The organism is Streptomyces sp. NPDC101393 (genome assembly GCF_044767385.1).
Classification (GTDB): domain Bacteria; phylum Actinomycetota; class Actinomycetes; order Streptomycetales; family Streptomycetaceae; genus Streptomyces.
Map to the genome: position 1 here is coordinate 20,907 of NZ_JBIWNU010000010.1, position 22,045 is coordinate 42,951.

Sequence of the window (22,045 nt, forward strand, 5' to 3'; positions counted from 1 at the left end):
GCTCCCGTCACCCCTTGCCGGCGTCCGCTCGTTCTTCGAGGTGGGCGCGCATCTCCGTGGTGGCCCGGGTGAACCAGTCGGCCAGCACGGCGATCTCGTCGGGGGAGTAGTCGGCGAACAACGCCGTCAGACGTCGGTAGAAGGGCTCGTACACCTCGATGACGCGCGCCGCGGCGGCCTCGTCGGCGACGATGCGGATGCGCCGGCGATCGGCCGGGTCCGGACGCCGGACGGCGTAGCCGGCGCGCTCCAGGCGATTGAGGACTCCGGTCACCGCGCCGGTGGTCAGATCGGCTCGCTCAGCCAGCTCACCCGCCGTCAGTGCCTTCGCTCCCGCGCCGATGATGTGCCCGAGGCAGGTCAGATCGGTGACGTTCAGCCCCAGTAGCTCGGCGGCGTGGTGCTGGCCCATGAGGCCCAGCGAGACGAACTGGTCCATGTGCTGCAGCGCCTGCTCTGCCGATGCCGCGGGGCGGGGCTTGCCCATCACGCAGATTCTCCTTAGCATCTAAGTAAATTAGCTCGTGAGATAAATCTTCCCTGTCCCGAGCTTACCGCCGGCACCTCGATGGAGTGAGAAACGATGAGCGCTCATGGCGATGCGGACCTCGGTCACACGGTCGCAGGCTGGACGGGTACCGCCGCGGCCCTCCTCGGCACCACCTGCATCGGCGTCTCCCTCTGCGCAGGCCGACCCGCGGGCATCCTGATAGGTCTGGCCGTCTGCGTCGTCGCGGCACTCCTGACGTGGGCCCTGCATCTGGCCGGCTGGGGCAAACCGAGCGGCCCCAGGCCGAGGGAGCAGCAGCCGATGCGCACGCGCGACCTCGCGGCCGGGAACGGCCACCCCGGCTGCCTGGGCTGCCGGATGGCCGGACGGATTCCCCCGGCGACGAAGCCGTTTGCGGCGCCGGAGCCGTCTGCCGCGCGGGAGGAGGCGCGGGGCCCCGAGCCCGCCGATAGTGCGGCGTGAGCGACCGGACTCCGCGTCCCGGCGGTCCGAACGCCGGGACGCGGACCGGACTTTCGCCGCCCGGTCTGGGGTGCCGCCGTGGTGGTCACCGCCAGGGAGCAGGGTCTTCACGCCTTGCATCGCCGCCGCAACGGACCCTGCGGGCGGCGTATCTCCCGGGCCGGAGTCGCCGGGTGGGATGTGTGCCCAGAACGTGCCGGTGATCGGCCTCGCCGCCGGCAGCCGGGCCGGCCTCCTGGCGCGCGTCACCGCTCTGTGGCTCGTCACCAGCCGGCGCGTCGACCGCTCCGGTCAGCCCGCCGGGGCCGGTATGGGCAACTCCGGCCCGTTGGCCGCCAGGCGTACCGAGGTCGTGCGCGAATCCCGGCCTCTGCCTTGGCGGGACGTGGCCTGACCGCGGTGCGCCATCCCCTTTCCTTCAGCTTTCCTCCAGCAACCGGATGCCGGTGGGAAATGAGGAGGAGCCCGTCCCGGGGCGGGCGGCGGTGTGGATCAGCCTCCGTGCGCGGTGAGTGTGTAGCCCTCCGGCCCCTCGAAGGAGAACATCGGCCCGAAGGGGCTGTCCGCCATCGGCGTGAGGATCTTGATGCCGGCGGCGAGGAGCTGGTCGTGGAGCTGATGAGCGTCCGGAGTGCGGAACCAGAGCACCACACCGAGGCCCGGCCGTGGGGTGTCGGCGACGTTGACGCCCGGGAGGAGCGCGCGGACGGCGAACGGGATCGGCTCGGTGTCGAAGACGACCGCATGCGGAGGCGAGACCGCGGCCCGGCGCAGCCCCAGATGCTGCTCGCAGAAGGCCGCCGCGGCTTCCAGGTCATGGACCTGCAGGGCGACGAAGTCGGGACCGTCGATGGCGACAGGCATGAGTTCCCCTCACTCTTCTATGTCAGGACTTTGACATAGGGAGACTAGAGCGCCGGAATCGACCATGTCAAAATGCTGACATGAACGAGAGTGCGCCGACCGAGCCGTTCCGTCCCGCGGACGACGTCACCCACCACGTGGGGTACCTGCTCAAACGTGCCCAGGCCGCCCTGCGCGGCGCCATGGACAAGGTGGTGCGCGAGCACGGGCTGACCGTGCCTCAGTACGCCACTCTCGAACTGCTGGCCCAGCACCCCGGCATGTCGAACGCCGACCTCGCCCGCGCGACCTTCGTCACCCGGCAGTCCGGGAACGTCGTCCTGCGGGGGTTGCAGGACGCGGGACTCCTCACCCGCCCTGCCACCGCCGATCATGGCCGGGCCCGGCCCGCCCGCCTCACCGAAGAGGGCCACGCGCGTCTCGCCGCCGTCCAGGGCGCCGTGTACGCCGTCGAACAGCGCATGGTCGAAGCGGTCCCGCCCGAGCGCGCCGCGGCGCTCCTCGCCGACCTCGACCGCATCGCAGCAGCTCTGGAGGGCTGACCCGCCAAGCCGGCGCCACGGCGCTCCGGCGACGACGGGGCGGGTGGAAACGCCGTCCCGCCGCACTGGTGGAGGAGGCCGCATCGGACCGGCAACCGCAGGTCAAGGCCCAGGGGGCGGTCCGCGCGGCATCGACCGGGGGCGCCATGTTCGCTTTGCGTAGATATTCTGTGATGTGTGATCGAGTCTGGACGGCCGAGGCCCCGTCGTCGCCCCGGCCGGGGGACGCTTGTGCGGCTGTCGCCGGTGATCCTGACCGTCGTCATCGCCGGCCTGGCATACGCCACGCCCCCAGAAGTGGCCTTCAGCCGCCTCCTGCCCGCGGCACCGGCCCTGGCCGCCGCCATGTGGCCGGTGCTCCCCACCATCCTGCTCGGGACCGTCTGCCTCTTTCTGATGATCGGCCTCAGCATCGTGTTCCCCGGTCTGGGGACCTGGTGGACGGCCGCGGGGATCATCGCGGTCACCGTGGCAGCCGCGTACGGAAGTCATGTCCGGCTCCAGCGGGAGCGGACGCTCTTTCAGGTGCGGCTCGTCGCCGACGCGGCCCAGCAGGTGGTGCTGAGTCCGATGCCGCGCCGCTTCGGGAGCGTCGAGATCGAGTCGCTGTATCTCGCGGCCGCGGCGGAGGCCCGTATCGGCGGGGACTTCTACGAAGTGGTCGACACGCGCTACGGGGTCAGGCTGCTCATCGGCGATGTGCGGGGTAAAGGTCTGCCCGCGGTGGGGGCGGCCGCGGCGATCGTCAACTCCTTCCGGGAGGCCGCCTACGGCGAGGCCGACATGGTCAGCATCGCGCGCCGGCTGGACGCCAGCAGCACCCGTTACAACGCCGCCTTTCCCCCCGAGCGGACGATGGAGCGCTTCGCCACCGCCCTACTTGTCGAGATCCCGCACGAGGGCAGTCGCATCGAAATCCTCAACTGCGGACACCCTCCGCCACTGATCCTGAACCGCGGGGAACTCCGTGCCCTTGAGCCCACCACCCCCTCGCCGCTGCTCAACCTCGCGGAGCTGATGGGCGATCACTACACCATCGACACCTTCGACTTCGCCCCCGGCGACCTGCTGCTTCTCTACACCGACGGGGTCGCCGAGGCCCGCGCCCGCGATGGTGGGTTCTTCCCGCTGGCGGCCTGGATGCGCCGCCAGCCCCCCACGCCGCCCCACGAGCTGCTCGCGGCTCTTCACCGGGACCTCGTCCACTACAGCAGCGGCCGCCTGGACGACGACATCGCCGCCCTCGCCGTGCGCCTGCGCGAACCCTCGGAGTAGGTCCCGGCGCAGAAGGCTCGGCCCAGATCGCAGCCGTTTGATGCCTCCGTAGAGGCCGTAGGGAATTGCTGAAGAGGACGTAGGGAATTACTGAGCGGCACGGGCGCGGGGCGCGGGGCACCGGTCGTCCGGGGCGAGGGTGGGGGAGTGCGCGGCTGCGTACGGCACCTGCGTACGGCGCAGGACCCAGGCGCGGTTTTCCGGAGACCCCAGCGCGCAGCGACATGTGCGCTGCTCACCTGCCGGTATCCGGGGCGGAAGCAGGCCGGGTCGCCGCGCGTTCGTCCCGCTCGCAAGGTCCCAAGGGGCGGGCCGTCAGGCCTCCTGCGGTCAGGCTTCGCTGGGCAGGAGCTCGGCCAGTAGGCCCCGGACCCGCTGCTCGATCTCGTCCCGGATCGGATGGACCGCATCCACGCCCTGTCCGGCCGGGTCTTCGAGCTTCCAGTCCAGGTACCTCCTTCCGGGGAAGACCGGGCAGGCGTCGCCACATCCCATGGTGATCACCACGTCGGACGCCTGCACGACCTGTGGTGAGGATCTTCGGTGTCTCGGTGTCTCGGCGTCTCGGCGGCGATGTCGATGCCGGTCTCGGCCATCGCCTCCGCCACGGCCGGATTCACGGTGTGGCCGGTGCGGATCCCGCCGAGCGGACCTCGACTTTGCCCTGACCGAGGTAGCAGAGGAAGGCGGCGGCCATCTGAGACCGGCCGGCGTTGTGCACGCAGACGACAGCGCCGAAGGCTTCGAAGGCCGAGGGACAGTCATGGGTTCGGAGACGGTTTCAGGCAGGCATCAATGCAACGAGACCGGGAGAGATCGTCATGTCACGCATCCAGCTCGCACTCAATGTCGCCAACCTCGAAGGGTCCGTGGAGTTCTACTCCAAGCTCTTCGGCGTAGAGCCGGCCAAACGCCGTCCCGGATACGCCAACTTCGCCATCACCCAGCCGCCGCTGAAGCTGGTCCTCATCGAGGGCGAGGCGGACCAGGAGACCCGCCTGGACCACCTCGGCGTCGAGGTAGACACCACCGATCAGGTCGCCGCCGCCATCAGCCGCCTCAAGGACGCGGGGCTGGCGACCTTCGAGGAGAACGACACCTCCTGCTGCTATGCCCTCCAGGACAAGGTCTGGGTGCACGGTCCCGGCAAGGAGCCCTGGGAGGTCTACGTCGTGAAGGCCGATGCCGACCAGTTGGGAAAGAGCGACGTCCGCAACGGCGACACCTGCTGCCGCAGCGAACCCCCAGCCGACGAACCCGCACCGGCTGCCGCTGGTTGCGCCTGCGGAACCTGATTCGCCGGCCACGGCAAGGCGGCTCCGCGCTGTCGAGATCCGCGGTGCAGTCGGCGTCACAGCAGGAACTGGGCGGGCCGCGGGGGGTATTCGCGATACCCGTTTCTAGACCTCCTCTTCGATGGCCTGTCAATGGGCCACCCCCGCCCGTGACTTGCTGCGGCAGCCACGACAGCCGACGGTGGCCCTCCGCGCTTCACCGCTGACGTGGGGCACCCGCGACAGAGCAGGGGGCCTGTTCATTGAGGCTCTGTCCGACACGTGGAACGTCGGCGAGCGCAACCCCGCAAGATCGGGATGGTGCGAGTGTGTCGCGAGACGGTGAGGTCCGCAGGGCCTTGTGGGCTGTCAGGCCGTCCGGCATGATCGCGACCATGCTGACCAGCCGAAAGGCCCATGCCGCGTAGACGGCCTGGCGCGCTACGCGCCGAAAATCCGATCCCGCCCGCCTGGAGCCCTGGGACCTGCCGAATTCCCGGGTTGTCCGAGCGCACCTGCGCCGAGATCCAGCGCACCGAGCGTGAGCACGGTGACTCCTGGGCCGGTCTGTGGGACGGCTTGTGGGACGGGTCGGTGGAAGCCGCGCTCAGGCACTACCGGGCGTTCCTGCGACAGCCCGGACGCTATCTGGAACTGTGCTTCCCCGCCTCGCCCCATCCCGAATCATCGCTCGTCGACGTGGCGAACGCCCGGGACGTTCTGCAAGAGGCGTTGCGTGCGCTTCCGCAGCCGTCCCGCGCCGAACTCGGGCGCGTGGTGGCGTGTCTGGACGCAGAACTCCGCCGCCGGACCCTGCCCGACCCACACGCCTACCGGCGCCTGCGGTGGCATGGCGAATGGTGGCACCGGCGCCTTTACGGCGGTGAATTCCGGTGGTGAAGGGCCGCAGCCAGCGACGGCGTCGGGACCGCATGATGGGTGAGCCCGAGCGCCGCCGAGTTGATCGAATGGAACGTGGCAGGCGCGATACGGATGAGGTCGGGCGGCGGCCAAGCCTCCTGCTTCGCCCGGTCGTTCGTACTCGTGGCCCGTACGCGCCACGAGCGTGGGAATGTCGTCGGCTAGCTGGCCGGCCGGCGTGCGGCGGTCGGCGACACCCGACGCACGCAGGCGGCCCGTTCGCCTGGGCGCTTCACCCGTGCTCTACGGGGTGGACTCATCCCCCTGGTCGCGCGGGATCGCTTGATCCCGCGGCGTCGCTGAAGTGCATGACCTGGTCGACGACCAGGGGCTGCCTCGACCGAGATGATGACCAGGGGAGCGAGTCACGCGCCCCATCCGACACCGCAGGCCAACAGCGGTGCCACCTTCACATCCGCGTCAGTGAGGCGTGTGTCCGGAGCGATGTCCGAGCCGACACCCGGCACCGCCGATGTAGTAGGCGTTGAGGTAGTTCGGACCTGCACCTGGTAGCTGCGTGTTGCCGAGGCCGACGCAGAGGTGGTAGTCGTTCGTGCTGCCATGCCCTCGGACGTCGACATGGATCAGCACCGTCGTCGGACCACAGTGGCCGTAAGCGGCGAACTGGGACTCACGGACGCTGTATCGGAAGAAGCCGCACTGTGCGGCAGAGCTCGCTTCGGCCTGCCGCGCTTCCGGACCGCGGACGGGTCCGGCGAAGGCCGGGCCCGCGGATGTCACCAACGCAGACGCGATGAGCGCACTGGACGCCACCGCGCACGCGACTCGAGGAGAAGGGAACAGGGAGAGTTTCATGAACACTCCTTACGGCGAGCCATCACGGTGGACGGCCAGCTGGTGGACTCCGCCTGGCGTCACCACGCCTACCGCGCGTCGCTCACCGCCACGAAGACCATAACTCGACGTACGTCATATGTGGCTTTATGTCACTGAAATGAGTGGTGCGACGATGTGAAACGGACCTGGCCGAACTGCTGCGGCGTCGCCGAAGGCGAACACCATCGATGACCGCGTCCTGCACATCCAGCACCGCGCTCACCGGACAGGCCCTGCGACGGCCCTCCTGCCCAACGCGCCCCATCACCGCAGCGACGCCCCCGACCGCCACGTCCTTGACCGTGTAGCCCGCTTCCGCCGGCCATCGCTGCCGCCGTCTCCAGCGAGACCCCCCGCCTCGGCCCGTACCGCCCGATTCAGCCGCTGCACGAGCTTCATCATCAACCGGTAGGTGTGCTCCCTGGCCGGACGTATCACGCGCGCGAGACCAACCAGCGGCCCGAGCGCCAGCTTCAGCGCATGGCGCGGCGATCGGCCCTGGCCGGTTCACGAGATGCCGCCGCAGTTGATCGCCCCGCTCGTCGCGGAAGAGGTGGCCAGGGCCGGTGGCCGGGACCTGTCGATCCTCTTGCAGGACTACGAACAGATGCCTTTGGTGCCGCTTCCGGGCCGAGGGCTGACGGTCGGTCACCCCGAGCCGGTTGAGGACTCACCCGCCGGTGAGGCATTCCTGAGCCGCAGAACGGTTGAGGTGCCGCAGGACGGCAGCGTGCGGATGTATGTGCCGCTGCTGGACGGCAGTGACCAGGTCGGCGCGATGGCTCTCACCCTGGACAGCGTGGATGACGACGACCGGCGGCTCCTGCGCAGACTTGCCGGTTTGGTCGCGGACATGATTGTCACCAAGGACGCCTACACCGACTTGTTCTTCCAGGCCGACGCAGCGCCCCGATGAGCGTGGCCGCAGAGATCCAGTGGCCGTTGCTGCCTCCGCTGTCGATGACCGTTCCGCAGGTTGAGGTGGCCGGAATCCTGGAGCCCGCGTACCAGGTGGCCGGCGACAGTTTCGACTACGCCCTCAACGGCGACATCCTTCATATGGCCATGATCGACGCGATGGGCCACGGCTTGGACGCGGCGACCATGGCGACGGTGGCCATCGGCGCCTACCGCCACGCTCGGCGGGCCAACACCGGTCTGTCCCAGGTGTATGCGTTCATGGACAAGGCCATCAACGAGCAGTTCGGCCACGACCACTTCGTCACCGCGCAGATGATGTGTCTGAACATCGCCACGGGCAGGCTGCAATGGGTCAATGCCGGACACCCGGCACCACTGCTGATCCGTAACCGTGCTGTGGTGGATCATCTGGAGAGCCCAACCACATTGCCGGTCGGCTTCGGCGGCGAGGAGCCGGAAGTCAGCGAGCGGGTGCTGCAGCCGGGGGACCGATTGCTGTGCTTCACCGACGGCCTGATCGAGGAACACCAAACAGGCGGGGAACAGTTCGGTGAGGAGCAACTCATCGAGTTGACCAACCGCGCCGTCCGTGAGCACGCTGCGGTGCGGCCGGTGGTGCGCGCGCTCTCCTACGCCCTGAAACAGGGGCGGGGCGGCATCACCAGCGACGACGCGACCATCTTCCTCATCGAGTGGCGCGGTGGGGACGCCGATCATCTGGCCTTCGTCGATTGAGCCGGTGGCGCCTGGCGCGACGGTGACAAGCCCGCACGACGTCGGCCGTTGGGCATCTGGTGCGCAGGTTGGCGCGAGTGGGGGTGTGGTGCCGGCGGGTGGGGTGTCAGGCGTCCAAGGCGCCTGGGGTTGCGTGTCACCAAGATGCCTGCCTGTTCCTGTGTCAGGGCCTGGCCGGGGGAGTGGGCTGGGTGTTTGGCCTCCCGTCCGCCCAGGCCGCGGTCTCGGGATCATGCTCGTCCGGCTGGACGGTGCCGTGATCGACATCGTCACCGCGTCTACCGCCGGCCGAAGCTCGGCACCCCGGACCGGTTCGACGGGGACCGGGAGGTCCCCGAGGCCGGCCACGTCCCGGTCGGTGCGAAGATCCGCCTCCACGGTGTCGTCGGCAGGGTGGAGGAGGTGAAGGGCAACGGCGTGCAGATGCCGCTGACCTTCACCGTCGAGGTCGAGGGCAGTGCCAAGCCGGCCTGCGTCGCCCAGGCCTTCTACCGCCATTACGCCTGACCGGCCGCCGCGGTGCTCGCCGTGTTCCCGTCCTGGTGCCACGCTCACCTTGGCTGCGGCGCGCGGACGGTCAGTCGGCGAGTTGGCCGGTGCGTGCAATGGTGCCGAGCCAGTGGGCGCTGGGCTTTGGCGTGCGGGCGAAGGTCTGACGGTCGACGGCGACCAGGCCGAAGGTGGGTTTGTAGCCGGCCACCCACTCGAAGTTGTCCAGGAGCGACCAGTGGATGTAGCCGCGTACGTCGATGCCGTCGTCCATGGCGGCCCGCAGCCCGTGCAGGGCGGTGCGGGCGTAGTCGATGCGGCGGGTGTCGTCGGCGGTGGCGATGCCGTTCTCGGTTACCAGGACGGGTACGCCGCCGGTGGTCCGCCAGGCGTGACGTACGGCCTGCTCCAGGGCCTGCGGGTAGTACTCCCAGTCGGTCAGCGTCCGCTCGGTGGTCTCCGGGACGGGGAGAGCGCCGTCGGGGCCGACGACCGTGCGGGTGTATGCCTGCACGCCGATGAAGTCGTCGTTCTTGGCGGCTTCGAGGAAGATGTCCTCGCGCCGGCGGGACCAGGCTGCGGCGGCCTCTTCGGCGCCGGGTGCGGCCTGGACGACCTGGCTGGCGACGGTCCAGCCGACTGCGAGGCCGGGGCGGCTGTGCAGGATTTCCGTCGCGCGGGCGTGGGCGGCGATCAGCGCGTCGGCGGTGGGCTGGTGCGGCGGAGGCATGGAGCCGGGGAATGGGCTGGGCTCGCCGGTGGAGGGCAGGTGGAGTTGGGCTGTCATGGCGGCGAGGTTGGGCTCATTGATGGTGCAGACGTGGGAGACGCCCTCGGCCAGGATGGGCAGGACCGTTTCGCAGTAGCGGGCGAAGCGGTCGGCGGAGCCGGAAGCGGCCCATCCGCCGCCGGCGGTCATCCAGCGGGGCACGGTGAAGTGTTGCAGGGTGACGACAGGGTTCAGCCCGCGGTCGCGGCAACCGGCGATCATGCGCCGGTAATGGTCCAGCGCGGCGCGGGAAACTTCACCGGCTTCGGGCTCGATGCGGCTCCACTCCAGGGAGAAGCGGTAGGTGTTCAGGCCGAGTTCGGCCACGATGTCCAGGTCCTCCTCCCAGCGGTGCCAGCTGTCGCAAGCGTCCCCGCTGGGCTCGGCGAAGAAGGTGTCGGGGCGGTGTTCCATTTCCCAGAAGTCGTTGTTGACGTTGCCGCCCTCGACCTGGTGGGAAGCGGTCGCGGCGCCCCAAAGGAAGCCGTTGGGGAAGGTGCTGCTCATGGGTACTCCTGGTATTCACGTATTCACGCGTGATGCGAAGGGGCTGATGTGGGTGGGCAAGACTGCAGGGGGCGGGTCGCCTGTGTGGGAGTCGTGAGGGGCGTGCGACGGACCGGGGGTTCAGCGAGCGCGGTCCGGCTGCCTGGCACGGTGCGTGGCGTATCGAAGCCCGTGGCCGAACGCGTAGAGCGGCTCGGCGCTCTCCTGCGGGACATCGGGGCGGCCGGCCTCGACCTCAGCCATGGACCGGGGGAGCGGGAAGGGCAGTGCGCCCTGCGGATCGGCCCGGCCGAACAGGACGTCGAGCAGCGCCCGGTCGCCGGCGCCGTACGCCGCGAGCAGGGCGGCGCAGCGGTCGGCGATTTCGGGGATGACGGCGGGACGTTCGAGGTGGAGGGTGACGACGGTGGGCACGGTGTCGAGCAGGGTCAGGATCTGCTGGAGGCGTTCTTGGCCGAAGTCGAGGCGGCCGGCGTGGAAGAAGGACTCGAAGAGGCCGGGTCGGGGTTCGTAGGGGGTGTTCAGGCGCAGTACCGCGATATCGGCCCGGGTGGGATCGGTGACGAGGTCTGCGTACTCGGCGGCGGTGTCCGGGTCGACGCCTTCCATGTACAGCCGGGGGCGGCCGGTCAGCGGGAGTACGGCGGCGCGGTTTTCCAGCAGGGTCAGCGAGCGGCGCTGGGCGGCCTCGCCGGCGGTGCGGAAGTCGGCGCGGCCGACGGTCTCTTCGGCGGCGTCCGGGTCGACGTAGCGGCGGTCGTCGAAGAGGCCGAGGCGGAACTTCTCGGCCAGCAGGCGGGTGACGGACACGTCGAGCCGGGATTCCGTCAGCAGTCCGTCGCGGACCAGCGCGGTGATCAGCTCGGGGCATGCCTCGCCGCCGATCTGGTCGGCACCGGCGTGCAGTACCTTCAACGCCCGCTGCTCGGGGGTCAGGTGTTCCACGCCCCAGGCGCGGGCCGCGTGCGTCTCGCCCATGATCGGGCCGTCGGTGAGCAGTCCCCAGTCGGTGCAGACGATGCCGTCGAAGCCCAGCTTCTCGCGCAACAGCCCGGTGATGATGCCGTGGTTGAAGCCGAAGCCGACTTCTTCGTACGGGGTGCCGACCGGCATGCCGTAATACGGCATCACCTGTGTGGCGCCGGCGGCGAGGGCCGCCTTGAAGGGCTTGAGGTGGTAATCGAAGAAGCCGCCCGGGTAGATCTGTTCCCTGCCGTAGGGGAAGTGCGGGTCCTCGCCGTCCTTCTGCGGACCGCCGCCGGGGAAGTGCTTGACCATCGCGGCCACGCTGTCCCGGCCGAGCTGTCCGCCCGGCCCCCGCAGGCCCTCGATGTACGCGGCGGCCAGACGGGAGGTCAGGTCGGCGTCCTCGCCGAAGGTGCCCGAGATGCGGGCCCAACGGGGTTCGGTGGCCAAGTCGATCTGCGGGTGCAGGGCGACGCGCAGGCCGACGGCCAGGTACTCGCGGCGCACGGTGTCGCCGTATCGGCGCACCAGGCCGGCGTCGTCCGTGGCTGCCAGGCCCAGGGTTTCGGGCCACTGGGAGAAGGGGCCGGCCATCATCGCGGTGCCCGGGTTGTCGGTGAACGCGTGACGTGGATCGGTGGACAATGTCACCGGGATGCCCAGACGGGTGGCTGCGGCCTGCTCCTGCAGGTGGTTGTGGAGCTCGGCCATCTCCCGCGGGGTGCCCGCGCCCAGCAGGTTGAAGTGCGACATGAGCGCGCCGGACATCATCTGCTCGGCGGTGAGGCCGACAGGGGCGGGGTTCGCTCCGATGCCTATGGCGTGGTGGAAGAGCAGTCCGGCCTTCTCTTCCAGTGTCATCCGGGGCAGCAGGTCGGCCACCCGTTCTTCGACGCTGCGGCTGGGGTCCTGGTAGGGAAGGTTCACTGCTGCTCCTCGGCGATGCGGTGGGGGGCGTGGAGGGTGTGGGTGCCCGGCCCGGCGCGGGTGGGCTCGGCGTCCGGCAGTTCGACGGTGGCCTCGACGCCGGGCGGAACGGTCACGGTGACGGTGAGCTGCCCTTCGTGCAGGTGCCAGGCCACTTCGGCCCGGCCGTACGGTGTTTCGTGCGCGGCCCGCGCCCAGGTGAGGCCGCCGCCGGGGCGGGGCCGCACGAGCAGACGGCGGTAACCGGGGGCGGCCGGTGCGAGACCCGCGACGGTGCGGTGCAGCCAGTCGGCGATGGCGCCGAGTGCGTAGTGGTTGAAGGAGGTCATCTCTCCGGGATTGACGCTGCCGTCGGGGAGCAGACTGTCCCAGCGCTCCCAGGTCGTGGTGGCTCCTCTGTCCACCTGGTAGAGCCAGGAGGGGCAGGAGCGGCCCATCAGCAGCTGGTACGCGGTGTCGGTGTGGCCGGTGGCGGTGAGCGCGTCGCATACCAAAGGGGTGCCGAGGAAGCCGGTCCCGATCCGGTGGCCGCGCTCGGCCACCAGGGCGGCCAGCCGGCTGCCGGCCTCGGCGCGCTCGGCGCCGTCCTGGAGCAGGTCGAACCCGAGGGCGAGGGCGTAGGAGGTCTGGGTCTCTTCGGCCAGGCGACCGCCGCCGATGTGGAAGCGGGCGCGGAAGGCTTGCCGCACGGCGTCGGCGAGAGCGTGGTAGGCCTCGGCCTCGTCCGACTTCCCCAGCACGTCGGCGCTGCGGGCCAGCAGGCGGGCCGAGCGCGCGAAATAGGCGGTGGCAACCAGCGGGGAGGAGGTTGTCGCCCCGGCCGGGTCCTCGGGGGATGCGGTGGGGTCGAGCCAGTCACCGAACTGGAAGCCCTCGCCCCACACGTGTCCCGGGCCGGCGATCCGGTCGACGGCGTCCACCCAGGCGCGCATGGACGGGTACTGGGTGCGCAGTACTTGACTGTCGCCGTACCGCTCGTACAGGACCCACGGGACGATGACGGCGGCGTCGCACCAGCCGGCCATCGCGAGGTTGCCGGGGGGCAGCGGAACGGGGATGTTCACGGGGATGGCGGGGCTGATGAGGGGCGGGACGCCGTCGGGGTCGTCGCTCTGGTCGGCGGCCAGGTCGCTCAGCCAGGAACGCAGGAAGTCTTCGGTGTCGTAGAGGAAGGTGGCGGTGGGGGCGAAGACCTGGATGTCGCCGCTCCAGCCGAGGCGTTCGTCGCGCTGGGGGCAGTCGGTGGGAACATCCAGGAAGTTGCCGCGCATTCCCCACACCACGTTCTCGTGCAGCCGGTTCAGGGACGGGTCGGAGGACTCGAACCAGCCGGTTCGTCGAAGGTCGCTGTGCAGTACCACAGCGGTGACGTCACCGGGGGTGAGTTCGCCGGGCCAGTTGTCGAGTTCGGCGTAGCGGAAGCCGTGGAAGGTGAAGCGGGGCTCCCACTGCTCGCCGTCGGTATCGCCGCGCAGGGTGTAGCGGTCGGTGGCCGCGGCGCCGCGCAGCGGACGGACGCACAACTCGCCGTCCTCCAGCACCTCGGCATGCCGCAGGGTCACTGTGCGGCCCGCGTCACCGCGGAGGCGGATGCGGAGTCTGCCGACCAGGTTCTGTCCGAAGTCCACGAGAGTGCGGCCGGTGGGCGAGGTCGTCACGGCCACCGGAGGGAGGCACTCGATGCGTCGTACCGGAGGGCTGTCGGCCGGGAAGAGCACCGAGGTGTCGAAGTCCAGCACGCGCACCGGCTGCCAAGGGGCGCCATCGAAGCCTGGTTCGCACCAGCCCGGCAGCTCCCGGCGGGCGTCGTAGACCTCCCCCTCGTACAGGCCGGCGGCGGTGACCGGCCCGGCCGCGGCCCGCCAGTCGGGACCGGTCGTCACCGTCTGGACGCTGCCGTCGGCGTATGCGATCCGCAGCTCGGCGAGCAGCCCGGTGTCCGGTCCGTAGATGTCGCGGTTGCCGCCGTTGAATCCGAGCAGGCCCCGGTACCAGCCGTCCGCGAGGTGGGCGCCCCAGGCGTTGGCGCCGGGCCGTACCCATGGGGTCACGTCGAAGGACTGGTAGCGGTGGCGGTGGTGGTAGCTGGTCCAGCCCGGTGCCAGGACGTGGTCCCCGACCACGGCACCGTTGAGGTGCATCTCGTACACCCCCAGGGCGGTGGCCCGCAGCTCCGCCCGTCGCACCGGGCTGCTCGCGGTGAACTCCGCGCGCAGGAGTGCAGCCGGGCGGCCCGGTGCGACGGGCGGCTCTTCGCGCCAGGCGGGGGTGATGACCTGTGCGGTCCAGGTGTGCGGCATGGGCGTCTTTCTCGGTGTCGGCGGGCGGGGCTGTGGGGGAGCGGTGGTCAGGCGGCGGGGGCGGCGTCGGCTTCCGCGGGATCCCGCAGGCGCGGAACGAACAGCGAGATCACCAGGGGCACGGCGGTGAGCAGTGCTCCGGTCCAGAAGATCCAGTCGTAGCCGGCGTCCTGGTAGAAGGCGGTGCCGCTCTTGACGACGCTGTGGCTCGCCAGAACGGCGAACGCCAGGGCGGTGAAGACAGAGCCGAAGAGGGTGATGAGCATGTTGAGCATGCCGCTGCCCAGGCCCTGTTCGTCCTTGGACACCACGCCTACCACCAACACCGGAGCGCCGGAGACGACGAGGCCGGAGCCGAGGTTGGCCAGACACGACGTGAGGATGAGTTCCGTTTCATCGGCGTGGAAGAAGCCCGCGAGGCCGTAGCCGAGCCCCATCAGGAGCAGCCCCGCCCACCACAGATGGCGGGCGTCCACTCTGCGCATCAGGCGGCTGGCGACGATGCCGGTACCGAACATCACCAGGTTCCAGGTCACACCGACGGCGGCGTTGTGCTGTGCGGACCACCCGAGACCGGCGGAAACACCGGGGATGTGCGGATACACGGCGAGCAGGATCACCAGGCTCGGCATGGTGTAGGCGATGGCCTGGGCGAGCCCGCCCGCGGTGAGGACCAGGGCGACCGGGCGGCGCCTGAGCACCGTGAAGTCCAGGATGGGGTGGGCGCTGGAGCGCTCCACGAAGAAGAAGACACCCAAGACCACAAGACCGCCGGCGAGCCAGCCAAGGGTACGGGCGTCGGCCCACCCCCAGCTCTGCCCCTGGCCCAGCGCGTAGATGACCGCGGTCAGCCCCCCGCCGAGCACCAGACCGCCGAGCCAGTCGAAGCCGGGCCGCTTGTCGCGCGGCGGGGTGTGCGGCACCAGGAAGGCGATCAGCACGAAGGAGAGGGCCGTGGCCGCGGTGAGGAACCACATCACGCCCTGGTAACCCCAGCTGTCGACCAGCCAGCCGGCCAGGAAAGGGGCGCCGACGCCCACCAGGCCGACGCTGCTGCCCAGAATGGCGCTGGCGGGCTTCACCAGACGGGCCGGGAAGATGTCCCGCACGGCCGGGAACGACAGGGCGCCGAACGGGCCATAACAGCCCGCGATCGCCCGCCCTATGAGCATCAGCCAGAAGCTGCCCGCGGTCGCGGCGATGATGTCGCCGACGGCCCCGATGCCGGTGATCACAAGCATGAGCCGCTTCTTGCCGTACCGGTCACCCAGTTTCATCACGAACGGCGTCAGAAGCGTGGTGACGAGGACGAAGGTCAGACCGAACCAGGCCACGTAGGTGGTGTGGAAGCTCTGCGCCACGCTGGAGGTCGCATACGCCCCCAGGATCCCGGCGGCGGCAAGCATTTGGGTCGGCCAGATCAGCGCGATGAGCACGCCCACCAGACGCGGGGTCCACCTTGCGGTGTCGTCGGACTGTGCTGCGTCGAGCGAGGGGCCGGCAGACGTCGATGTCATGGAGCCGCTCCTTTCGCGAACAGGGCGGTCGGGGGTTCGTGCGGGGAACGGCAGCCACTACCGATGACGGCAGCCACTACCGATGGCTCGTCGATGGCTCGTGTCTCGGGCGCTGGCTCGAAACTGTCCCTCGCTTTCGGATGATGATGAAGCCAATACCTAGTACTCGCTAGGCATTGGATGCGTGACGCACATCACAGCCCCGGGTGCCAGGCTCTCGCCGGAGGCGAACCGAACATGGACCCGGTCCCGCGGCGATCACGGCCGCGGTCTCGGGTCCATGCGAGGGACTCTTGCCTGTGGGGTCACAGATCCAGGACCAGGCGCGGGCAGGCGGCGCGCGAGACGCAGAGGAACATCGTGTCGTTGCATGCCTGTTCAGCGGGGCTGAGGAGGGAGTCGCGGTGGTCCACCACCCCGTCCAGGACCGCGGTCTCACAGGTGCCGCAGGTGCCCTCCTGGCACGAGGACAGGACCTGCACGCCGGCCTCCTCGACGCTCTGGAGGACGGTCTTGTCCGGCGGGACGGTCACCGTGATGCCGCTACGGGAGAGCTCCACCTCGAACGAGGCTGAAGGGGTGTCGTCCATCCGTGTCTTCGGCGCGAACCGCTCGATGTGCAGCGTGCCGTCCGGCCAGGAAGCGCTTTGCCGCTCCACTGCGTTGAGTAGAGGTTCGGGCCCGCAGCAGTAGACGAGCGTGCCGGCGGCGGGTCCGGCCAGCAGCCCGTCCAGTTCGAGGAGGCCGGACTCGTCCTGGGGGCACAGTTCCACCCGGTGGGGATGGTCCCTGGCCAGTTGCCCGGCGAAGGCCATGGTGGCGCGGCTGCGCCCGCCGTAGACCAACTGCCAGTCAGCTCCTCGCTGTTCGGCGGCGGCGATCATCGGAAGGACCGGGGTGATGCCGATGCCGCCGGCGATGAAGAGGTAGCGGGGGGAGTCGACCAGCGGGAAGTGGTTGCGGGGGCCGCTCACCCGGACCGTGTCGCCCTCGGCCAGCGTGTCGTGCACGTACCGGGAGCCGCCCCTGCTCTCCGGCTCCCGCAGCACGGCCACTTGGAGGAGGAACGCGTCCCCCGGGTCCCCGCACAGCGAGTACTGCCGTACGACATCGGGCCCCAGTGCCAGGTCGATATGGGCACCCGGGCTCCATGCGGGCAGCCGCTCGCCGGAGGGATGAGCCAGGCTGAGCCGGACGACGCCCTCGGCGAGGGGCTCCTTGCGCAGCAGGGTCAGGTCGAGTTCGTCCCCGGTGAGGGGCAGGCTCGTAGTGCTCATGGTGACTCTCTTTCCGGACCGGGTCCGGTAACGGGACGGGGGCGGGGGGCAGCATCAAGCGAAGGCCGCCTTCGAGGCTGAGGGGTGGACGAGGGACCGAACTCCGGGGCAGGGACGGGGCGGTGGCCCTCGGGGTGGCCCAGCAGCCAGTCCCACAGCTCGACCGGGTCCTCGAACTCCCGCTGCGCGCCGCAGTGACAGACGGCCAGCAGCAGGTCGGTGCCGAGCACCCAGTGGATGCGGTAGACGTCCTCGCCGGAGAGGACAGGTGGGCGCGGCGGAATCACGGGGCCACCGCCCGGTCCTGCGCCGCGGCCCCCTCCTGGGCCAGGCGAGCGAGAAGGCGCCGGGCCGCGAGCCCGCCCGTGTCGATGTTGATACTCAGCTCCTGGTAGCCGGCCGGCTCGGTGTCCAGGGACTTCTGCAGCACGTTGAGGGCCACGACGTCCTGCATCACCACGGTGTGGTTGTTGCTGCGCAGAAATGCGGTGACGTCCTGGTCATCGAGGGCGAAGTCGCGGGCCACGGCCCAGAAGTCGTACGTAGTCCTCTCCGTCGAAGGGGTGATGCCGTAGACGACTTCGACGTGGAAGGCATGCGGGTCGCTGCCGTCAGGATTCGGCCCGGGTGCGCCGACAGGCGCGATGCGCGAGTGGAGCAAGTAGAGGCAGGGCGCGTGGTATTCGATGTCCTGCCAGCGGCTGATCCGGCCCTCGATACCCGTGGACTTGGCGTAGAACGGAGGGCACTCCGCGTCGTCCATGTGGCGGCGCACGCGGACGATTCCGGCCGTGTCGTCGACCTCGGTGGTGATGGGCGTCTCGGCCACCTCGGGAGTGCCGATGAAACCGCCGTGCAAGTACGTCTCGTGCGACAGGTCCATGAGGTTGTCGACCAGCAGACCGTAGTCGCCGTCGATCGGCTCCATGCCCGACACCACGGTGAAGTCGGGGGAGTCCATCCACGGAGCGCGGGGCGGCAGGGTATCCCCGGGCTCGCGGTCGCCGATCCACACCCACACGAAGGAATCCTGCTCGATCACCGGGTACGTCTTCAGGCGCGCCGTGCGCGGGATGCGCTGCTGGCCGGGAACGAAGACACAGCCACCGTCGGTGCCGTAGGTGAAACCGTGGTAGCCGCAGACCACCCGATCGCCCTCCAGCCGGCTCGGCGCGTGCGACAGTGGGAAGCGTCGGTGCACACAGCGCTCGGACATGGCCACGGCCCGGCCGTCCTCCGTGCGGTACAGCAGGATCGGCTCGCCCAATACGCTGCGTCCGAGCAACTCGCGCCCGACCTCGCGGCCATAGGCGGCGACATACCAGTGATTGCGTACGAAAGCAGTCATGATCGTTCCCTTCTGAGTGGGGCGTACGGTGCGCGCGCTCCAGCGAGGGGGCGGAGGCTTATCGGTCCCTCGCCGCCGGGGGTGTGCGGAGAGCGTCGCGGGGCCCCGGCGGACCGGTGCCGGGCGCCGACCGGTGCAGACCATCGTGGGGTCGGCGCCCCCGGGTCACCAGGGAGCTTTCCGGATGCCGGGAAACCTCTGCGTAAGCGCGGCCGCGCCCGCCGCGGCGGGACGTCCCGCAGGATCTGCGGCACGACGGGGCACGACGGGGCACGACGGGGCACGACGCGTCAGGACGTGGCACGGCATGCGCGGTCCTGAGGCTCAAGTCCGGGACGGCGGGGTTCAGACCTGCGGCGTGCTCATCGCGCGGGAGATCGCCCGGGCGCTCGTACAGACGAGCCGGGCCAGCGCATGCGCGGAGGTGCTGCCGTGGCGTACCACCAGCGACACCGAGGCGATCACCGCGTTACCGCGGTGCACAGGAGCCGCGACCGACAGGGCGTCCATCGTGACCTGGCGGTCACTGACCGCGTAGCCATGGGTCCGCGCCTCGGCCAGCATGCGCCGCAACGCACGCGGATCGGTGACCGTACCCGGCGTGAACCGTTCCAGGGGGCCGGCGAGCGCCTGCTCCTGCACCTCGGCAGGGGCATGCGCCAACAGGACCAGCCCGACACCGGTGACCGTGAGCGCGAACCGCCCGCCCACGCGCGTCAGTACGGGCACCGCACCGGACCCCGCGATGCGCTCGACGAAGACGACCTCTGTGCCCTCGCGCACCGCGAGCTGCACGTTCTCGCGGGTGATCCGGGAGAGGTCCTCCAGGAACGGCAGGGCCCTTTCGCGCAGGCCCTGCCCGCGCGGCGCAAGGGAGGCGACTTCCCACAGTCGCAGGCCGACGCGGTAGCACCCGTTGTCGCCGCGCTCCAGCGCTCCCCAGGCGGTGAGCTCACCGAGCATCCGGTACACGGTCGACACCGGCAGCCCGGACCGCCGCGACAGTTCGCTCAACGTCATCTCCGGGCATTTCGCGCTGAACGCGCCGAGGATCTGCAGCGCGCGGCCCAGGACGGGCCGCGCGCCCGACTCGGGCCTGCGGCGGCGGGCTATCGAGCCCTTTTCGTCCGGCACGGGCGAAGGTCCGTCATCGGCGTGCCGCGCCTCACCTGCGAGCGAGTCGTCCAAAGCGCCTCACCGATTCCCGATTGTGCGTTCCGGCCGGCTGTCGCGCGGCCACCTGCGGCGGCCTGACGATCCGCTGTCGACGTGACCCAAGCTGTGGCGGTCAGTGTGCAAGAAGGCGGCACCCACGTCGAGATGTCGGTGGCATTCCTGTGCGCGGCGGCAGGTCGCCCATTGCCGTACGGCTCCGTCAGGTGCCGGTGATCACGTGGTGGGAAAGGGCGGGCGGCATCGCGTTCGGGCGGGTGACAGCCACCGCGTCGGCCTGACGTGCGCGGTCATCGGTCAGCTGCCCCTGCTGGGAAAGCATGCCCCGGAACAACGCATCACTGATCGACGAGACGCCCTCCAGGCGGCAGGGGCTCGGTGGTACCTGCCCCGGCACTCGGTACGGTTGGGTGCATGGGGACACCAAGGGGGCCGCGCGGCGGCTACGCAACAGGGCTGGCCAGGCGGAACCAGATCCTTGAGGCCGCGCTGCTGCGCTTCGGGCAGGACGGCTACCGCAAGACCTCGCTGGCCGGCGTTGCCCGCGACGCCGGAATCACCGATGCCGGGCTGCTTCACCACTTCGGCGACAAGCAGCAACTGCTGCTGGCCGTGGTGCAGTACTGGCACGAGAAGCTCGACGAGCGGTGGGTCCGTGTGTCCGACTCGGTTCGAGACGCCTTCCGATGTCACCTGGACGATTCCGCCGAGTCGCTGAACATGCCGGGGATGATGGAACTCGCCGTCGTGGTGGGCGCCGAGGCCACCGCTCCCGACCACCCCGCGCACGACTTCTTCTCCCAATGGCAGGAGAAGGGCGTACGTGAACTCGCCGACCGTCTGCGTGCCGGCACCGAGTCGGGCGAACTCAAGGCGGGACTGGACCACGAGAACATCGCCCGGGAGTGCGCCGCGCTCGACGCCGGGCTGCGGATCCAGTGGCTGGCGGCCGGCCGCTCCTTCGACTTGATCGCCGTGATGCGCTCTCACCTGAACCGCCTCATGAGCAGCATCGCGGCGGACGGCAAGGGGCTGTAACGTCCGCACAGGCCTCCGGTCGGGTTGCCTGCGCATGCCTTCCACATCACCGCAGCGATAGATCTCGCGGTGCGCCTTCGGCCTGCCGTGTTCGCCCGCTCCGTGCTGCCCGTCGCTGCGCACGGTTTCCGTTCGCTGCGCCGGTGCCGAGGTGACGGGCCGACGCCGTTCCCCACTAGCGCCCGCCGGCACCACCTTTCCGGGCGCGAGCCGTTCTCAGACCCGTTCGAGGAGTACGGCCATGCCCTGGCCGCCGCCCACGCACAGGGTGGCGATGCCGAGGCGCCCGCCGGTCGTCTCCAGCCCGTTGAGCAGGGTGCCGATGAGCCGGAGCCCCGTCATGCCGAAGGGATGTCCGAGGGCGAGGGCCCCTCCGTACGGATTGAGCTGCTCGTCCAGGTCGATGCCGAGAGTTCGGCTGACGGCCAGGACCTGGGAGGCGAAGGCCTCGTTCAGCTCGACGATGTCCACCTCGTCGATGCGGAGCCCTGCCCGGTCGAGGAGACGGCGGACCGCGTCGATCGGGCCCACGCCCATCACGGCCGGATCGACGCCGCTCACCGCCGTACCGAGGATGCGCGCCCGTACGGGCAGCCCCTGGCTCTCCGCGAGTTGTTCGTCCACGAGGACGGCTGCTACGGCGCCGTCGTTGAGCGAGCAGGAGTTGCCGGCGGTCACTGTGCCGCCGGGCCGGAAGGCCGGTGGCAGCGCCGCCAGCTTGTCCCTGTCGGTGTCCGGGCGCGGCCCGTCGTCGGCAGTGACCGGTCCCTGCGGGCTGTGCACCGGCAGGATCTCGCGCGCGAAGAACCCGGCCCCGGTGGCGGCCACCGCCCGCCGGTGGCTCTCCGCGGCTAAGGCGTCCATGTCCTCGCGGGACACGTCCCACCGTTCGGCCACGTTCTCGGCGGTGAGGCCCATCGGTATGTAGACATCGGTGATCTGTTCCCCGGAGGACAACTCAGGGTGTTTGTCCTCCTCCTTGAGGGTGCGCCCCACCTGGCTGACGGACTCGACTCCGGAGACCAGGTATGCCTGGGCCTCGCCGCACCGGATCGCGTGGGTGGCGATCCGGGCGGCCTGCAGGCTGGAGGCGCAGAAGCGGGTCACGGTCGAGCCGGGGAGCGCCGGACTCAAGCCGGCGAGCAGACTCGCCCGTCGGGCCAGGTTGGAGCCCTGGCGCCCCTCGGGGTAGCCCGTGCCGAGCACGTGGTCGTCCAGCAGGTCCGGCGCGAGGCCGGAATCCGCGACGGCTCGGGCGATGACACCGGCCACCAGGTCGTCGGGACGCATGTCCCGAAGCGATCCTTTGCCGGCCCGTCCGATAGGGGTGCGGAGGAGAGAGACGATCACAACGGAGCGCACAGGTGAACTCCTTTCATCATGTCGGGAGGC

At 70.0% G+C, this 22,045-nt stretch carries 18 protein-coding genes and 2 pseudogenes; 8 read left to right on the forward strand and 12 right to left on the reverse strand.

The window, feature by feature from the left end:
• Positions 1-7: 7 nt before the first annotated feature.
• Positions 8-490 (reverse strand): MarR family winged helix-turn-helix transcriptional regulator, encoded by a 483-nt coding sequence (locus ACIRQ7_RS29400; RefSeq protein ID WP_404265654.1) that lies wholly within the window; start codon positions 488-490, stop codon positions 8-10.
• Between the two features lie 93 nt (positions 491-583).
• On the opposite strand from ACIRQ7_RS29400, the gene ACIRQ7_RS29405 reads away from it, so the two are divergent.
• Together ACIRQ7_RS29405 and ACIRQ7_RS29410 are read left to right on the forward strand one after the other, a co-directional pair.
• On the forward strand, positions 584-973 hold the full coding sequence (locus ACIRQ7_RS29405) for an HGxxPAAW family protein (RefSeq protein ID WP_404265655.1): 390 nt from the start codon (positions 584-586) through the stop codon (positions 971-973).
• Positions 974-1,151: 178 nt separating this feature from the next.
• Positions 1,152-1,367, forward strand: coding sequence for a hypothetical protein (locus tag ACIRQ7_RS29410; protein WP_404265656.1), 216 nt, complete (start codon positions 1,152-1,154; stop codon positions 1,365-1,367).
• Between the two features lie 98 nt (positions 1,368-1,465).
• Here the strand turns inward: ACIRQ7_RS29410 and ACIRQ7_RS29415 are convergent, their stop codons facing one another.
• Entirely contained in the window at positions 1,466-1,837 is a 372-nt protein-coding gene (locus tag ACIRQ7_RS29415) for a VOC family protein (RefSeq protein ID WP_404265657.1), read from the reverse strand.
• Between the two features lie 80 nt (positions 1,838-1,917).
• On the opposite strand from ACIRQ7_RS29415, the gene ACIRQ7_RS29420 reads away from it, so the two are divergent.
• Together ACIRQ7_RS29420 and ACIRQ7_RS29425 are read left to right on the forward strand one after the other, a co-directional pair.
• Positions 1,918-2,379 (forward strand): MarR family winged helix-turn-helix transcriptional regulator, encoded by a 462-nt coding sequence (locus ACIRQ7_RS29420; RefSeq protein WP_404265658.1) that lies wholly within the window; start codon positions 1,918-1,920, stop codon positions 2,377-2,379.
• 177 nt (positions 2,380-2,556) lie between these two features.
• Positions 2,557-3,654: a PP2C family protein-serine/threonine phosphatase gene (locus ACIRQ7_RS29425; protein ID WP_404265659.1), complete on the forward strand. Its 1,098-nt coding sequence runs from the start codon at positions 2,557-2,559 to the stop codon at positions 3,652-3,654.
• Between the two features lie 330 nt (positions 3,655-3,984).
• On the opposite strand, the pseudogene ACIRQ7_RS29430 reads toward ACIRQ7_RS29425, so the two are convergent.
• Positions 3,985-4,351, reverse strand: a pseudogene (locus tag ACIRQ7_RS29430) (arsenate reductase ArsC).
• Between the two features lie 124 nt (positions 4,352-4,475).
• Here ACIRQ7_RS29430 and ACIRQ7_RS29435 point away from each other — a divergent pair.
• Together ACIRQ7_RS29435 and ACIRQ7_RS29440 are read left to right on the forward strand one after the other, a co-directional pair.
• Positions 4,476-4,949, forward strand: a complete 474-nt coding sequence (locus ACIRQ7_RS29435) for an ArsI/CadI family heavy metal resistance metalloenzyme (RefSeq protein ID WP_404265660.1) — start codon at positions 4,476-4,478, stop codon at positions 4,947-4,949.
• A 480-nt stretch (positions 4,950-5,429) separates the two neighbouring features.
• Positions 5,430-5,828: a hypothetical protein gene (locus tag ACIRQ7_RS29440; protein WP_404265661.1), complete on the forward strand. Its 399-nt coding sequence runs from the start codon at positions 5,430-5,432 to the stop codon at positions 5,826-5,828.
• Positions 5,829-6,269: 441 nt separating this feature from the next.
• On the opposite strand, the gene ACIRQ7_RS29445 is transcribed toward ACIRQ7_RS29440, so the two are convergent.
• A complete protein-coding gene (locus ACIRQ7_RS29445) occupies positions 6,270-6,665 on the reverse strand; it encodes a DUF6355 family natural product biosynthesis protein (protein ID WP_404265662.1) in 396 nt (131 codons plus the stop codon).
• A gap of 442 nt (positions 6,666-7,107) precedes the next feature.
• On the opposite strand from ACIRQ7_RS29445, the pseudogene ACIRQ7_RS29450 reads away from it, so the two are divergent.
• Positions 7,108-8,342: pseudogene (locus tag ACIRQ7_RS29450) on the forward strand (PP2C family protein-serine/threonine phosphatase).
• Between the two features lie 577 nt (positions 8,343-8,919).
• Here ACIRQ7_RS29450 and ACIRQ7_RS29455 read toward each other — a convergent pair.
• The 7 genes from ACIRQ7_RS29455 to ACIRQ7_RS29485 all read right to left on the reverse strand — a co-directional run bounded on the left by ACIRQ7_RS29455 (position 8,920) and on the right by ACIRQ7_RS29485 (position 19,576).
• A complete protein-coding gene (locus ACIRQ7_RS29455; RefSeq protein WP_404265663.1) occupies positions 8,920-10,107 on the reverse strand; it encodes a glycoside hydrolase family 1 protein in 1,188 nt (395 codons plus the stop codon).
• A gap of 120 nt (positions 10,108-10,227) precedes the next feature.
• Positions 10,228-12,000 carry a glycoside hydrolase family 3 N-terminal domain-containing protein gene (locus ACIRQ7_RS29460; RefSeq protein WP_404265664.1) on the reverse strand — a complete coding sequence of 591 codons (1,773 nt, stop codon included), beginning with the start codon at positions 11,998-12,000 and terminating at the stop codon, positions 10,228-10,230.
• Positions 11,997-14,300 (reverse strand): family 78 glycoside hydrolase catalytic domain, encoded by a 2,304-nt coding sequence (locus tag ACIRQ7_RS29465; protein ID WP_404265665.1) that lies wholly within the window; start codon positions 14,298-14,300, stop codon positions 11,997-11,999. The genes ACIRQ7_RS29460 and ACIRQ7_RS29465 overlap by 4 nt, the downstream gene beginning before the upstream one ends.
• Positions 14,301-14,347: 47 nt before the next feature.
• Positions 14,348-15,817 carry an MFS transporter gene (locus tag ACIRQ7_RS29470; protein ID WP_404265666.1) on the reverse strand — a complete coding sequence of 490 codons (1,470 nt, stop codon included), beginning with the start codon at positions 15,815-15,817 and terminating at the stop codon, positions 14,348-14,350.
• 305 nt (positions 15,818-16,122) lie between these two features.
• Positions 16,123-17,094, reverse strand: a complete 972-nt coding sequence (locus tag ACIRQ7_RS29475; protein WP_404265667.1) for a PDR/VanB family oxidoreductase — start codon at positions 17,092-17,094, stop codon at positions 16,123-16,125.
• Between the two features lie 283 nt (positions 17,095-17,377).
• Entirely contained in the window at positions 17,378-18,442 is a 1,065-nt protein-coding gene (locus ACIRQ7_RS29480; RefSeq protein WP_404265668.1) for a Rieske 2Fe-2S domain-containing protein, read from the reverse strand.
• Between the two features lie 345 nt (positions 18,443-18,787).
• Positions 18,788-19,576 (reverse strand): IclR family transcriptional regulator, encoded by a 789-nt coding sequence (locus ACIRQ7_RS29485; protein ID WP_404265669.1) that lies wholly within the window; start codon positions 19,574-19,576, stop codon positions 18,788-18,790.
• 453 nt (positions 19,577-20,029) lie between these two features.
• On the opposite strand from ACIRQ7_RS29485, the gene ACIRQ7_RS29490 reads away from it, so the two are divergent.
• Positions 20,030-20,653: a TetR/AcrR family transcriptional regulator gene (locus tag ACIRQ7_RS29490; RefSeq protein ID WP_404265670.1), complete on the forward strand. Its 624-nt coding sequence runs from the start codon at positions 20,030-20,032 to the stop codon at positions 20,651-20,653.
• 216 nt (positions 20,654-20,869) lie between these two features.
• On the opposite strand, the gene ACIRQ7_RS29495 is transcribed toward ACIRQ7_RS29490, so the two are convergent.
• Entirely contained in the window at positions 20,870-22,015 is a 1,146-nt protein-coding gene (locus ACIRQ7_RS29495) for a thiolase family protein (RefSeq protein ID WP_404265671.1), read from the reverse strand.
• Between the last annotated feature and the right edge of the window lie 30 nt (positions 22,016-22,045).

Coding starts and splice junctions, on each gene's coding strand:
- ACIRQ7_RS29405 (WP_404265655.1), top strand. CDS start 584: ATGAGCGCTCATGGCGATGCGGACCTCGGTCACACGGTCGCAGGCTGG.
- ACIRQ7_RS29410 (WP_404265656.1), top strand. CDS start 1,152: ATGTGTGCCCAGAACGTGCCGGTGATCGGCCTCGCCGCCGGCAGCCGG.
- ACIRQ7_RS29415 (WP_404265657.1), bottom strand. CDS start 1,837: ATGCCTGTCGCCATCGACGGTCCCGACTTCGTCGCCCTGCAGGTCCAT.
- ACIRQ7_RS29420 (WP_404265658.1), top strand. CDS start 1,918: ATGAACGAGAGTGCGCCGACCGAGCCGTTCCGTCCCGCGGACGACGTC.
- ACIRQ7_RS29435 (WP_404265660.1), top strand. CDS start 4,476: ATGTCACGCATCCAGCTCGCACTCAATGTCGCCAACCTCGAAGGGTCC.
- ACIRQ7_RS29445 (WP_404265662.1), bottom strand. CDS start 6,665: ATGAAACTCTCCCTGTTCCCTTCTCCTCGAGTCGCGTGCGCGGTGGCG.
- ACIRQ7_RS29455 (WP_404265663.1), bottom strand. CDS start 10,107: ATGAGCAGCACCTTCCCCAACGGCTTCCTTTGGGGCGCCGCGACCGCT.
- ACIRQ7_RS29465 (WP_404265665.1), bottom strand. CDS start 14,300: ATGCCGCACACCTGGACCGCACAGGTCATCACCCCCGCCTGGCGCGAA.
- ACIRQ7_RS29470 (WP_404265666.1), bottom strand. CDS start 15,817: ATGACATCGACGTCTGCCGGCCCCTCGCTCGACGCAGCACAGTCCGAC.
- ACIRQ7_RS29475 (WP_404265667.1), bottom strand. CDS start 17,094: ATGAGCACTACGAGCCTGCCCCTCACCGGGGACGAACTCGACCTGACC.
- ACIRQ7_RS29480 (WP_404265668.1), bottom strand. CDS start 18,442: ATGACTGCTTTCGTACGCAATCACTGGTATGTCGCCGCCTATGGCCGC.
- ACIRQ7_RS29490 (WP_404265670.1), top strand. CDS start 20,030: ATGGGGACACCAAGGGGGCCGCGCGGCGGCTACGCAACAGGGCTGGCC.